Source organism: Actinoallomurus soli (genome assembly GCF_024055715.1).
Classification (GTDB): domain Bacteria; phylum Actinomycetota; class Actinomycetes; order Streptosporangiales; family Streptosporangiaceae; genus Actinoallomurus; species Actinoallomurus soli.
On sequence record NZ_JAMXMV010000019.1, the window covers coordinates 50,082 to 63,371 of the forward strand.

Here is a 13,290-nt window from a genome sequence, read left to right on the forward strand (position 1 = left end):
CCGGCCCGGGCCGACCGCGGGCCCGTCCCCAGCGCGGGCCGACCGCGGGCCCGTCCCCGGCCCGGGCCGGTCGCGGGCTCACCTCGGAGACGCGCCGGCCGCGGGCGCGGGCGGGCCGGCGGTGGCTCAGGTGCGCAGGTAGGCGAGCTCGGGGAACCGGGCCTCGTACCGCTCCAGGAGGCGGCGCGCCACAGAGACGGAGTCCACCAGCGGGTGGGTGGCGAGGGCGCGCAGCGCGGCCGGGCGGGAGCCGGTCGTCGCGGCCTCCAGGACGGCGCGCTCCACCGCCTTGACCGTGGTGACGAGGGCGAGCTGGTGGTCGGCGAGCGGCGCGCAGGCGACCGGCCGGGCGCCGTTCGCGTCGACCAGGCACGGCACCTCGATGACCGCGTCGTCGTCCAGGCCCGGCAGGGCGCCCCGGCCCCGGACGTTGAGGATCAGGGTGGTGCGCTCGTCGTGGGCGATGGCGCGCATGAGCGCGAGGGCGACGTGCTCGTACCCGCCGGACTCCAGGTCGCAGGACTCGCGCTCGCCCGCGCCGGCGGCCTCGCGGTTCTCCGCCATGTACGTGGTCTCGCGGGCCATCCGGGTGGCCTCCCAGGCTTCGAGCGCGGAGCCGGGCGAGTCGGGCGTACGGGCGTAGAAGTCGCGCTGCTGGTCCAGGACGAGCGCGCCCCGGGTGAGCTCGGCGTTCCCGGCGGCCGCGACGGCGTCCCGCGCGAAGTAGTAGTAGTGCAGGTACTCGTTGGGGACCGCGCCGATCGCGCGCAGCCACTCGCCGCCGAACAGCCGGCCCTCCTCGAACGACGCCAGCGCCGCGTCGTCGGCCAGCAGGTCGGGGAGCACGTCGCGGCCCTCGACGCGGACGGCGCGCAGCCAGCCGAGGTGGTTCAGCCCGACGTAGTCGAACCAGGCGGCGCCCGCGTCCACGCCGAGCGCGGCGGCGACGCGGCGGCCAAGGCCGACGGGCGAGTCGCAGATGCCGATCACGCGGTCGCCGAGGTGGTGGGACATCGCCTCGGTGACGGTGCCCGCCGGGTTGGTGAAGTTGATGACCCAGGCGTCCGGTGCCACGGCGGCGACGCGGCGGGCGATGTCCACCGCGACGGGGATCGTGCGCAGGCCGTACGCGATGCCGCCCGCGCCGACGGTCTCCTGCCCGAGCACGCCCTCGTCGAGCGCGAGCCGCTCGTCGGCCGCGCGGCCGGCGAGCCCGCCGACGCGGATGGCGGAGAACACGAAGTCCGCGCCGGTCAGCGCCTCGTCCAGGTCGGTCGTCGCGGTGACCGCCGGGGCGTCCGCGTGGCCGGCGGCCTGCTCGGCGAGGACCTGGCGGATCACGGCCGTGCGGGCGGGGTCGAGGTCGTACAGGACCACATCGGTGACGCGGCCCTTGCCGCGGTCGGCCAGGAGCGCACGGTAGACGAGCGGCACCCGGAACCCGCCGCCGCCGAGGATGGTCAGTCGCATGGTCCCGAGGCTAACCCGCGCGAGCGACGCGCGGATCGAGGATCGCGCGGGCGCGGACGACCCGGCACGGGTGAGATCGGGGATCGCGCGGGCGCGGACGACCCGGTGCGGCGGGCGCGGAGATCACGCGGCGCGGACGACCGGCCCCGGGGTCGCCGGAGCGGCGCGCGGGGCGGCCCGCTAGCCTCGGGAACGGCCGAGGTCACCGTCGGTGATCGTTCGGTCGGGCTGCGTACTCGGACACCTCACAGGAAGCCCCCAGGATGCGGGGAGTTTCGAGGGTTATCCCTAAGGAAAGAACGCGGCAGGGGGGTGCGATGCGTAGATTGTTGTGTTTGTTGGCGTCCGTGGCTCTGCTGGCCGGCTGCACCGAGGCCCGCGGAGGGACGCCGCACGTCGCGGCGCGCGCCGGAAGCGTCGAGACGCCGTCCCCATCACCGTCCCCGACCAGCGCGACCCCGACACCTCTCCCCAAGGGCACGCCGACCGCGAAGGCCCTCACCGCGGGCCGTCGCGTCGGGGCGATCTTCTCCCACGACACCTCGGGCACGCACTTCTGCACCGGCAGCACGGTCGACAGCCCGAACCACAACCTGATCATCACCGCCGCGCACTGCCTGCACGGCGGCAAGGGCAGCGACTACACCAGCGACCTCGTCTTCGTCCCCGGCTACCACGACGGCAAGGCCCCGTACGGCGTCTGGAAGATCCGCTCGCTGCTCGTCGACACCCGCTGGGCGCACGACTCCGACGAGGACCTCGACGTCGGCTTCGCCATCGTCGCGCCCCTAAACGGCAGGAACGTCGGCGACGTCGTCGGCGTCAACACGCTCGGCATCGACCCCGGCTTCCGCAACGTCGTACGGGTCACGGGCTACCCGATGCGGTCCGACAAGCCCGTCACCTGCGTGAACGCCACGGCCAAGGAGGACACCTACCAGCTGCGCTTCGCCTGCAACGGGTACTTCCCCGGCACGAGCGGCAGTCCCTGGCTCGCCGACTTCGACCCGGACCGCGGCGGCCGGGTCGTGGGCGTGATCGGCGGCCGGGAGGAGGGCGGCGACGAGGACGACATCTCCTACAGCTCCTACTTCGACGACGATGTCAAGCACCTCTACGACGAAGCCGTCCGGGAGAGCGCCTCCCCCCAGTAGCGCCGGGCGGGTCAGTGGGAGCGGCCGCGTCCGGCCGGGGTCCTGGCCGGGGCGCGCTCGCCGTCGCCGCCGGTGATCGCGATGCGCCTCTCCTCGCCGTCGTCCGTACGGATCCAGGCGGTGTCCGGGGGCGGGACCACGTCGACGAACGCGTGGTTCAGGCGCACCCGTATCCGGCTCGCGGGGCGGTGGGCCGCCTTGGGCAGCACGCCGTGCTCGTCGGCCTCCGCCAGTGTCAGCACCTTCGCGGGCGGCGCCCGGCGGCCGAGGACCACCGCCGCGCCCGTCTCGTTGATCGGGGTCTCGACCTCGATGTACGCGCCGTTGGGCAGCCGTTTGATGATGCCGCTCTCCATGCCGTGTTCGAGCATGTCCCGCTCCCGGCGCTGCAGGCCGAGGCACATCCACCGGGCGACGAGGAACGCGATGATCGGCCCGATGATCACCATGATCCGGAAGAACCACGTGGTCGCGAACAGCGGGATCTCGAACGTCTTGGCGATGATGTCGTTCGCGCCGGCCGCCCACAGCAGGCCGTAGAAGACGGCGCCCGCCAGGCCGATGCCGGTGCGCACGGGCACGTCGCGCGGCCGGTCGAGGAGATGGTGGATCTCGTAGTCGCGGGTGACCCAGCGTTCGAGGAAGGGGTAGACCGCGAGCCCGGTGAACAGCACGCCGGGCACGATCAGCGCCGGGACGATGACGTTCATCGGCAGCGTGTGCCCCCACGCGTTGATCTCCCAGCTCGGCATGAGCCGCAGCGAGCCCTCCAGGAAGCCCATGTACCAGTCCGGCTGCGACCCCGCGCTGATGGCCGCGGGCGTGTACGGGCCGAACAGCCACACCGGGTTGATCTGCAGGAACGTCGCCATCAATGCGACGATCGCGAAGACCCACAGGAAGAACGCCGTGGTCTTGGCGAAGAAGACCGGCCACATCGGCTTACCGATGACGTTGCGGTTGGTGCGGCCCTTGCCGGGGAACTGCGTGTGCGTCTGCCGCCAGGTGAGGATCACCCCGTGCAGGGGGATCAGCGCCAGGAGGATGCCCGGGATCAGCAGGATGTGGATGGTGAACAGCCTTGGGATGATCACGTTGCCGGGGAACTCGCCGCCGAACAGGAACATCGACAGGTACGTCCCGACGATCGGGATGCTCAGGAGCACGCCCTCGAGGATCCGCAGGCCGGTGCCGGACAGCAGGTCGTCGGGCAGCGAGTAGCCGAACAGCCCGTTGACGAGGGCGAGCAGGAACAGCACCACGCCGATCAGCCAATTGATCTCCCGTGGCTTGCGGAACGCGCCGGTGAAGAAGTTGCGCAGCATGTGAGCGACGATGGCCCCGATGAACAGGACCGTCGCCCAGTGGTGGATCTGCCGCATGAGCAGGCCGCCGCGCACGTCGAAGCTGAGACGGATCGTGGACTCGTACGCCTCGCTCATCGTGACGCCGCGCAGCGGCATGTACCGGCCGTTGTAGATGACCTCGTGCATGCTCGGTTTGAAGAAGAAGGTCAGGAAGACGCCGGTCACGACGATGATGAAGAACGAGTACATCGCGACCTCGCCGAGCAGGAAGGTCCAGTGATCCGGAAAGACCTTTCGCAAGGCTTTTGCAAAGAAACGGGCGCCCCCGACGCGTTCGTCGACCGCTCGGCCCGCGCTGGACAGTGGTTTCGGCACCGTGGCCATCGCCGCACTCCGCTCTGGCGGCCCCCCGACCGCCCCGGCATTCGGGTCTTCCACCCACTTCTACTCCCCGGCCGGTAACGCAACGGAGTTGAGATGGCCACTTTTGGCACAATTAGTGCAAGTAGTCACTTCTCACCGGTAACTTGCGATCTCAGCCGTGGGCTGGGGGAGGTTCCGCGTGACGAACGAAGGGCGGCCGTGGTCGTACATTCCACCCGAACTCGCCGCCAAGGTCGCCCCAGGGCTGGCCGACGAGATGATGGAGGAGATCCACCACCGGATCCCCGAGTACGCCCGCCGCTGGGATGACGCCTTCGCGACGGTCATCCGCTCGGCCATCGACCGGGTGATCGACGAGGTCTTAAGGCGTCTCGCCGCGACCGAGGACGCCGCGCACCTCGCCGGGAGCGGGGACGCCGCGCACCTCGCCGGGAGCGGGGACGCCGCGCGTCCCCCCGGTCCTGCCGACCCCGACGCCGAGCCCATCGCCGACTTCTTCCGGGCGATCGGCCGCAGCGTGGCCCGCGAAGGGCGCGGACTCGACGGCCTCCAGACGGCGATCCGCGTCGCCGGGCTGGCCGTCTGGCGCCGGATCTCGGCCGACGCCGGGCCGCTCGGGCTCTCCGCGCAGGTGCTGTGCGTCCTCGGCGAGACGGTCATGCTGATCCAGGACGAGGTCGCCGCCGCGGCCGCCGAGGGCTACGCCCAGGCCGAGGCCGCCGTGGCCGGGGAGCTGACCCGCCGCCGGAACCAGCTCGTCAACCTGCTCCTCGCCCGGCCCCCCGCCTCCTCCGAGGACGTCACCGAACTCGCCCGCGTCGCCCGGTGGCCGGTGCCGCGCACGGTCGCCGCCGTCGCCCTCTACGAACGCCGCCAGGGCGTCGGCCGGCCCGCCCTGCCGCCCGACATCCTCGCCGACCTCAGCCGCTCCAAGCCCTGCCTGATCGTGCCCGACCCCGACGGGCCGGGGCGCGCCCGCCTGCTCGACGCCGCCCTCACCGACTGGGTCGCCGTCGTCGGCCCGACCGTCGGCATGTCGGAGGTGGCCCGGTCGATGCGCTGGGCCCGCCAGGGTCTCGACCTCGTACGCCGCGGCCTCATCGCCGACACCGACGTCGTACGGTGCGCCGAGCACATGTCCACGCTCATCCTCTTCCAGGACGAGGAGCTGCTCGCCGCCCTCTCCGCCCGGCAGCTCGCGCCCCTGGCCCACCTGCGGCCCAGCCAGCAGGACCGGCTGGCCGAGACGCTGCTGGCGTGGCTGCAGGCCGGGCGCAACGCCAACGAGGTCGCCGTACGGCTCCACGTCCACCCGCAGACGGTGCGGTACCGGCTGCGCCAGCTCGACGACCTGTTCGGCGACCAGCTGCAGGACCCGGACCTGCGGTTCGAGCTGGAGATCGTGCTGCGCGCCCGCGCCCTGCTGTCGGAGGACAACCGCGCCCGTGAACCCGCCGAAGGCCAGGTGATCAGCCTCCGCCGCTGACCCCGTCACCGGTGGCGGGGCAGCGTGCGGAAGGCGAGGACGACGGAGAACACGGCCAGCGGGACCTCCAGGAGCACCGCCATCGCCACCGCCGTCACCTGGTCCGCGCCGGGCGCGGCGGTGGACACGTCGAACCACGCGTCCGCGACCAGCAGCGTCGCGGTGACCATCGCGGTCAGGCACGCCCGCGCGTCCCGCCGGATCACCAGCACGCCCGTCGCGACGAAGGACAGCGCCTCCAGGGTGTCCAGCCCGACCCAGGCGACCTTCCAGTGCGCGGCGGTCGCCGTCGCCGGCAGGCTCGTGGCCAGCACGAACAGCCAGGGCAGGAGCGCCACACCCGCGCCGATCAACCCGAGGCCCAGCCGCCTCGGCCACCGCGCGCGAGTACGCGGCGCGACCCGGGAGCCCCGGGCCGAGGGGACGGTACGAGGCTCGTGCGGGGCGACGCGGGCGCCGGTCGGCCGGCGGCCGATACAGGGCCCGGTCGGCGTGACGCGGGGTCGCGGGGGCCGGGGGTCGGTACGGGGCCGGTGGGGCGGGGCGGCGGCGATGAGCGACATGATCACAAGCATCGCGATCGGGGACGTCACCGTCAGTCACGCGGCTTTCCGACCTCGGGGTGGTGCTGGCTTCACCCCCGGCCGGGCACCTGCTCCATGGCAGGACGTGAGGCGCCCGAAATAGAGTCGGCCCATGACTTCTGCGGTCGCCCCGAACCGCGCCTCCCCCTCCTGGACCGACTACCTTCCGTGGTCGCGCGGCGCATGGCGCAACACGACGTTCGTCACGGCGGGCGTGCCCGTCCACGCCCTGGCGGTGTCGCTGTTCGCCCTGCCCTGGGTCGACGGGCCCGTCTCGCTGGCGGAGGTCCTGCTCGCCACCGTGGTCTCGCTCGCGCTGCCAATCGCCGTGCTCCGGCCGCTGAGCGCCCTGCAGCGGAGCCGGTTCTGGGGGCTGCTCGGCGTCGACGTGCCCGCCCCGCCCCGTGGCCGGCGCGACCTCCGCGCCGCCCTCCGCTCCGGAACGACGTGGCGGCCGCTGATCTACCACGTGCTGGCCGGTCCGCTCCTGGCCGGGGGCGGGCTGCTGGTCGTCGTGATGTGGGCGACCGGCTTCGGCCTGGCGGGCCTGTACGCGTACGCGTGGGCGCTGCCGCCGTACAGCCCCCTCTACGTCCCGGAGCACCAGAAGTTCATCAACGTCCTGACCGTGTGCGGCGCCCTGCTCCTGATCGTCACCCCCGCCGTCGCGGCGGTGGTGGCGCGCCTGGACACCCGCGCCGCGCTGGCGCTGCTCGGGCCGAGCCGTACCGAGGAGCTCGAACGCCGGGTCGAGGACCTCGCCGAGAAGCGGGCCGGCGTCGTCGATGCGGCGGACGCCGAACGCCGCCGCATCGAACGCGACCTGCACGACGGCGTGCAGCAGCGGCTCGTCTCGCTCGCGATGAACCTCGGCCTCGCGCGGGAGACGCTCACGGACGTCCCGGACGACGCCATGCAGGTGATCGCCGAGGCGCACTCCGAGGCCAAGGAGGCCCTCACCGAACTCCGGAACGTCGTACGGGGCCTGCACCCGGCCGTCCTCGACGACCGGGGCCTGGACGCGGCGCTGTCGGGCATCGCCGCCCGCGCCCCCCTGCCCGTCAGGCTCCGGGTCGACGTCCCCGAACGTCCCGCGCCGACCGTCGAGGCGATCGCGTACTTCGTCGCCTCCGAGGCCCTCACCAACGTGACCAAGCACGCCCGCGCCTCGCACGCGGAGGTCGTACTGGCCCGCGAGGAGGACGTCCTGCGGATGACCATCATCGACGACGGGATCGGCGGCGCCGAGCCCTCGCGCGGCACGGGCCTGACAGGTCTGCGCCAGCGCGTGGCGTCGGTCGACGGTACGTTCGCGATCACGAGTCCGGCCGGGGGGCCGACCGTCATCACCGTGGAGTTGCCGTGCGCGTTGTGATCGCCGAGGATTCCGTCCTGCTGCGAGCCGGGTTGATCAAGCTGCTCGAGACGTCGGGGTTCGAGGTGCTCGCCGCGGCCGACGACGCCGAGGGCCTGCTCGCCGCGGTCGAGGAGCACCGGCCCGACCTGGTGATCGCGGACGTGCGGATGCCCCCCGGCTACTCCGACGAAGGAGTACGGGCGGCGCTCGTCATCCGCCGCCAGTGGCCGGAGGTCGCCGTGCTGCTGCTGTCGCAGTACGTCGAAGAGCGGTACGCCGCCGACCTCCTCGCGGCCAACACCAGCGGCATCGGCTACCTGCTGAAGGACCGGGTCGCCGACGTCTCGTCCTTCCTCGACGCGCTGCGCCGGGTCGCGTCCGGTGGCACCGCCCTCGACCCGGAGGTCGTCGCCCAGTTGCTCGTACGCCGGCAGAGCGACCCCCTCGAGACCCTGACCCCGCGCGAACGGGACGTGCTCGCGCTCATGGCCGAGGGCCGTTCGAACAGCGGCATCGCGCAGGCCCTGGTGGTCAGCGAGAGCGCCGTCGCCAAGCACATCAACAACATCTTCGCCAAGCTCGGCCTGGTCGACGGCGCGGCCGCGGATCACCGCCGCGTTCTCGCCGTCCTCCGCTTCCTGGAAGGAGGGTCGTGATCGAATCCCCCGAAGTACCGCAGACCGCTCCCCGGGAGCCGGCGACCGAGGCGATCTCGCAGCGCCCGCGCCGCCGGACGCTGTGGAGATTCGTGGCCGCCTTGACCGCGTTCGTCGTCGTCGTGCCGAACGGCGTGCAGATCTGGGGCAAGCTGGTCAGCCAGAAACAGCGGAGTCGCCTCATGGCCGACACCCGCCCCATCACGGCACTGGAAGTGGACATCGGCGCCGGTGACCTGTCGGTCACCGCCGGCGACGCCGGCGGGGTCACGGTGGACCAGACGCTGAGGTGGGTGACGCGCAAGCCGCGCGTCAAGGCGACCTGGGAGGGCACGACGCTGCGGCTCACGGGCGCGTGCGTGGCGTGGGTGCCGTTGTCCGGCTCCTCGTGCAGCGTCGGCCTCCAGGTCCACGTCCCCGCCGGTGTGGCACTGCGGGCGACGTCCACCTCGGGCGAGGTCGCCGCCACGGGGCTCACCGGTCCCGTGCGGCTGTCGACCACCTCCGGCGTCGTCTCCATGCGGAACCTGACGGGGCCGGTCTGGGCGCGCGCCGGCTCCGGCGTCATCGAGGGGATGGGGCTCCGTTCGCCCCGGGTGGACGCCGGGTTGTCGTCCGGAGCCCTCGATCTGACCTTCGCGGACGCCCCGCAGGAGGTCACGGCGCGGGCCGGCTCCGGCGCGCTGTCCGTCTTCGTGCCGCCGGGACAGCGCTACCAGGTGACCACGAAGTCGTTCGGCGACCCGTCCGTCGAGCGCGGGCTGGCCGACGACACCGCCACCCGCCGCATCGACGCCCGGACCTCCTCCGGCTCGATAGAGATCCGCTACGCCCGCCCCTGACCGATCCGCCCCGGCGAGCCGGGGAAGATCGATGGCGGGGCGGGCAACCGGCCATCACGGGCGGGCGAGCCGGGGGAAGACCGGTGACGGGGCGGGCAGGCGGCCGTCGACCGCCGCGCACTGCCTCGCGATGCGATCCGCGGCGTCCGGCAGGAACGGCGAGAGTTCCGCACCGAGCGTCCGGCACGCGTGCAACAGCACCGCCAAGGCCGCGTCGAGGCGCCGGCCGGCGTCGCCGTCACCGGCCCGTTCGGCGCGCGCGAGCTCCCACGGGCGTACCTGTTCGACGAACCGGTTCGCCGCGTCGGCGATCGCCCGTACGGCCTCCGTCGCCGCCCGGAGGTCGAACGCGTCGAGCGCGGCGGCGACGAGCGCCGGCGCCCGTTCGCATGCCGCGACCACCTGGCCGGCCGGCACGTCCGGCAGCCGTCCGGCGTCGCGGGGGCGCGCCTCAGGGTCGAGGAGGACCTCGCCATCGGTGCCGGGGAGGACGGGCGGGCGGCCGTCGCGGTAGCGGTGCAGCATCGCGACCACCCGGTTGACGAGGTTGCCGATCCCGTTCGCCAGCTCGTCGTCGGCGCGCGCGATCAGCCGGTCGTGGGTGAAGTCCGCGTCGCCGACACGTGGCACCTCGCGCAGCAGCCACCAGCGGACCGCGTCGGTGCCGTACGCGTCGACGAGCGCGACCGGATCGACGGTGGCGCCGCCGGACTTGCTGATCTTGCGGCCGCCGGCGGTGAGGTAGCCGTGGACCAGGATCTCCGTGGGCAGGGGCAGCCCGGCCGACAGGAGCATGGCCGGCCAGTAGACCGCGTGGAAGCGGACCACGCCCTTGCCCAGGAGGTGGATCCGGCGGTCGGCCGCCGACCACCAGCGCCGCAGGTCCGCGTCGCCGGTGCCGTACCCGAGGGCGGTCAGGTAGTTGCCCAGGGCGTCCCACCACACGTAGACGACCTGGCTCGGATCGCCCGGCACCGGGATGCCCCAGCCTCGGGCCCGGGCGACGGAACGCGAGACGGAGAAGTCCTCCAGCCCGCCCGCGATGAAGCCCAGGACCTCGTTGCGGCGTTCGGCCGGCTCGATGCGCAGGCGGCCGCTGTCGATGAGGTCGTGCAGCCGGTCGGCGTAGCGGGACAGCCGGAAGAACCAGTTCTCCTCGGCCACCCGCTGCGGCGCGGTCCCGTGCTCGGGACAGCGCCCGTCGTCGAGCTCGGCCGGGGTGGAGAACTGCTCGCAGCCGACGCAGTACAGGCCCTCGTAGTGCTTGCGGTACAGGTCGCCCGCGGCCTCGCACGCCCGCCAGAACCGCTCGACACCGGCCCGGTGCCCGGGATCGCGGCTCGTGTGGACGACGTCGTCGACCGAGACGTTCAGCGGCCGGTGCAGCGCGACGAACGCCGCCGCGTTCCGGTCGACGAACTCCTGGACCGGGACGCCGGCCCGCTCGGCGGCCTGCACGTTCTTCAGCGCGTTGTCGTCGGTGCCGGCCTGGAGCCTGACCGCGTCACCGCGCCGGCGATGATGCCGGGCCAGCACGTCGGCCTGTACGAGTTCGAGCGCGAACCCGACGTGCGGGCGCGCGTTGACGTACGGGATCGTGGTGGTGACGTAGACGTGGGATCGGGTCATCGGAACCTCCCGGGAGAGCCGGGGCTCCGATGCGCGGGAACGAATCGAGGCCCCGTGTTCAGGGCCTCGGATTTCGTGCGTCCGTCAGTGGCGGCGGCCCCGTGCGGGGCGCATCATCACCTGACCTACGGACGTGTTCATGCCTCCACCCTACGGCCTGCGGCCCGGTACGGCACGGCGATTTCTCGGTCACGCAGAGCGGCCAATCCGTTACCCGCGAGGCCCGGTGGGGTTAACGTCGTTCCATGACCGACAGGATTGAGAGCGACTCGCCGGACCGTGAGTACCTCGACGAGTTCGGTGATCTGGACCTGGCCGTCGAACTCGTCCGAGGGCTGAACGACGAGCTGGGCGAACCGGATGATCGGTTAACCCGGCGTCTGCACGACCGGTTCTCGAGCGAGCAGGCCATCGACGACGTCCGCACCGGCTGCATGACGCTCCTGATGTTCCTCGGCGCGACGTTCCCCGAGCCGCCGCTCGACTTCATCCCCGCCGCCGTCCGCAAGATCCGGAAGCTCGGCGTCGTTCCCGAGGACGTCCTCCCGATGATCGCGGGCGGGATGACCGCGGCGTTCCTCCGCATCTCGCCGAACGGGTGGCGGGACGCCCTCGGCCCGGTTCCCCGCGCCGAGTCGCTGGCGTGGGTCTACGCCGCATGGGCCCTGGTCAACTACGTCGACTTCTGCCTGGAGGAGAAGGGCGCGGCGCTCCGCCACCTCGACGACCTCGTGAACGAGGTGCTGGACGCGGACGGCTGATACGGCGATTCCCGCGCGCTCTGGGCAGCACCCGGGGACGGATCCGCGGCCGGTTCCTCGCGGAGTCGGTGAGCGTCTGCGCTCTCGGCGGATGCGCCGGCGCCACGCTCGGCGCCTGGGCACCGCGGTGTACGCGGCGTCGCGCGGCCGGCCCGCGGTCATCCCGGCGATCGCGGTCCTCGGCGGCACCGGAGCCGCCCTGCTGATCGGCATGCTCGCCGGCCTCTACCCGGCGACTCGCGCCGCCCGCCTGCCCCCGGTGGAGGCCCTCGCCCTGTGAACCGGCCCAGGCGGGGAGTTCAAGGACCTCGCCTGGCTGTAACGTCATCTGTTACAGGAGGTGGGTCATGGCGGCGAACAGTCGGCTCACGATCGCCGTGCACGCTCTCGCGTGGCTGGCACTGGCCCAGCGGCAGGGCCGCGATCAGCTCACGTCGGACCAGGTCGCCGCCAGTGTCAACACCAACCCGGTGATCATCCGTCGCAGCCTCGGCGACCTTCGCCGGGCAGGCCTCGTCAGTGTCCGCCACGGACCGGGGGCAGGCTGGAGCCTCGCCCGGCCACCCGAGGAGATCTCCCTCGAGGAGGTCTACGACGCGGTCGAGCGGGATCCGCTGTTCGGGATGCACCACACCGAGCCGAACCTCGAGTGCCCGGTCGGCAAGGGCATCCGGCCGGCACTCGGATCGATCTACGGGGGAGCCGAGCAGGCCCTGCGGCGAGAACTCGCCCGTACGTCGATCGCCGACGTGCTCCGCCAGACCTTGCGGGCGGGCTGACGATGTACGCCCCGCCCCACTGACGGGGCAAAAATGTAACAACTTTGATTACAGGAAGGACCTCCCCCGATGACCGAACCCCGGTCTCAGGTCGTGGAACTGCGGCAGTACACCCTGCACAACGGAAAGCGCGATGTGCTGATCGACCTCTTCGATCGGCAGTTCGTCGAGTCCCAGGAGGCGACCGGCATGGAGGTGATCGGCCAGTTCCGCGACGTGAACGCCGCCGACCGGTTCGTCTGGCTGCGCGGTTTCCCGGACATGCGCAGCCGGGATGCCTCGCTCCGCGCCTTCTATGGGGGTCCCGTCTGGGCGGCCCATCGGGACGCGGCCCGGGACACGATGATCGATACCGACGACGTGCTCCTGCTACGGCCCGTGGACGAGGACTCCGGCTTCCCGGCCGCCGCCGGACCACGGCCCCCGGTGGGCCCGGCGGACCGGCCGTCCTCGCTCGTCGTCGCGACGCTCTGTCGCCGCGATCGGCCCTTCGACGATGAGTTCGCCGAGTTCTTCCGCCACCGGGTGCGGCCGGTGCTGACCGAAACGGGTGCCGCGCCACTGGCGTACCTGCAGACCGAGCACGCTGAGAACACCTACCCCGCGTTGCCCGTACGGGCCGGCGAGAACTTCTTCGTGTGGTTCGCCCGGTTCGCCGACCGGGACGACCTCACCGGGCACCTGGGGCTGCTGGAGCGTTCGCCCTCGTGGCGCGACGACGTGCTGCCGAGACTGTCGGCCGTCCTCACGGGCGAGCCACAACGGCTGACGCTCACCCCGACCGCGCGGTCACTCCTGCGCTGAGGTGGTCGCCTGCCCGGATGGCCGAGGGTAGTGGCGGCTCGGCGAGGAGGACCGCGACCGCGCGGGCGTCTCGCCGG

General features: G+C 72.6%; 13 protein-coding genes. 9 read left to right on the top strand and 4 right to left on the bottom strand.

The genetic code is table 11. From position 1 onward, the window contains the following. Positions 1 to 126: 126 nt before the first annotated feature. Positions 127 to 1,470 carry a 6-phospho-beta-glucosidase gene (locus NDW01_RS33765; protein ID WP_252828402.1) on the bottom strand — a complete coding sequence of 448 codons (1,344 nt, stop codon included), beginning with the start codon at positions 1,468 to 1,470 and terminating at the stop codon, positions 127 to 129. A 347-nt stretch (positions 1,471 to 1,817) separates the two neighbouring features. Here NDW01_RS33765 and NDW01_RS33770 point away from each other — a divergent pair, with 347 nt between their 5' ends. Continuing rightward, positions 1,818 to 2,624, top strand: a complete 807-nt coding sequence (locus NDW01_RS33770) for a trypsin-like serine peptidase (RefSeq protein WP_252828403.1) — start codon at positions 1,818 to 1,820, stop codon at positions 2,622 to 2,624. Between the two features lie 11 nt (positions 2,625 to 2,635). Here NDW01_RS33770 and qcrB read toward each other — a convergent pair whose 3' ends face one another. Further along, on the bottom strand, positions 2,636 to 4,315 hold the full coding sequence (qcrB, locus tag NDW01_RS33775) for a cytochrome bc1 complex cytochrome b subunit (RefSeq protein ID WP_454923426.1): 1,680 nt from the start codon (positions 4,313 to 4,315) through the stop codon (positions 2,636 to 2,638). A gap of 178 nt (positions 4,316 to 4,493) precedes the next feature. Here qcrB and NDW01_RS33780 point away from each other — a divergent pair, with 178 nt between their 5' ends. Further along, entirely contained in the window at positions 4,494 to 5,801 is a 1,308-nt protein-coding gene (locus NDW01_RS33780) for a PucR family transcriptional regulator (protein ID WP_252828405.1), read from the top strand. 5 nt (positions 5,802 to 5,806) lie between these two features. Here the strand turns inward: NDW01_RS33780 and NDW01_RS33785 are convergent, their stop codons facing one another. Continuing rightward, positions 5,807 to 6,364 carry a hypothetical protein gene (locus NDW01_RS33785; RefSeq protein ID WP_252828406.1) on the bottom strand — a complete coding sequence of 186 codons (558 nt, stop codon included), beginning with the start codon at positions 6,362 to 6,364 and terminating at the stop codon, positions 5,807 to 5,809. A 133-nt stretch (positions 6,365 to 6,497) separates the two neighbouring features. Here NDW01_RS33785 and NDW01_RS33790 point away from each other — a divergent pair, with 133 nt between their 5' ends. From NDW01_RS33790 to NDW01_RS33800, 3 genes are read left to right on the top strand one after another with little or no spacing between them, the layout of a single operon-like run. Further along, on the top strand, positions 6,498 to 7,760 hold the full coding sequence (locus tag NDW01_RS33790) for a sensor histidine kinase (RefSeq protein WP_252828407.1): 1,263 nt from the start codon (positions 6,498 to 6,500) through the stop codon (positions 7,758 to 7,760). After that, positions 7,748 to 8,398, top strand: coding sequence for a response regulator (locus NDW01_RS33795; RefSeq protein WP_252828408.1), 651 nt, complete (start codon positions 7,748 to 7,750; stop codon positions 8,396 to 8,398). Before NDW01_RS33790 ends, NDW01_RS33795 begins: the two co-directional genes overlap by 13 nt. Beyond that, positions 8,395 to 9,240, top strand: a complete 846-nt coding sequence (locus NDW01_RS33800; RefSeq protein ID WP_252828409.1) for a DUF4097 domain-containing protein — start codon at positions 8,395 to 8,397, stop codon at positions 9,238 to 9,240. Before NDW01_RS33795 ends, NDW01_RS33800 begins: the two co-directional genes overlap by 4 nt. 54 nt (positions 9,241 to 9,294) lie before the next feature. Here the strand turns inward: NDW01_RS33800 and metG are convergent, their stop codons facing one another. Next, complete coding sequence (gene metG, locus NDW01_RS33805; protein ID WP_252828410.1) at positions 9,295 to 10,869, bottom strand: methionine--tRNA ligase; 1,575 nt, start codon at positions 10,867 to 10,869, stop codon at positions 9,295 to 9,297. Between the two features lie 245 nt (positions 10,870 to 11,114). On the opposite strand from metG, the gene NDW01_RS33810 reads away from it, so the two are divergent. The 4 genes from NDW01_RS33810 to NDW01_RS33825 all read left to right on the top strand — a co-directional run bounded on the left by NDW01_RS33810 (position 11,115) and on the right by NDW01_RS33825 (position 13,213). Continuing rightward, entirely contained in the window at positions 11,115 to 11,630 is a 516-nt protein-coding gene (locus NDW01_RS33810; RefSeq protein WP_252828411.1) for a hypothetical protein, read from the top strand. 91 nt (positions 11,631 to 11,721) lie between these two features. After that, entirely contained in the window at positions 11,722 to 11,910 is a 189-nt protein-coding gene (locus NDW01_RS33815; protein WP_252828412.1) for a hypothetical protein, read from the top strand. 67 nt (positions 11,911 to 11,977) lie between these two features. Continuing rightward, complete coding sequence (locus tag NDW01_RS33820) at positions 11,978 to 12,409, top strand: Rrf2 family transcriptional regulator (protein WP_252828413.1); 432 nt, start codon at positions 11,978 to 11,980, stop codon at positions 12,407 to 12,409. A gap of 69 nt (positions 12,410 to 12,478) precedes the next feature. Further along, a complete protein-coding gene (locus tag NDW01_RS33825; protein ID WP_252828414.1) occupies positions 12,479 to 13,213 on the top strand; it encodes an NIPSNAP family protein in 735 nt (244 codons plus the stop codon). Positions 13,214 to 13,290: the final 77 nt, after the last annotated feature.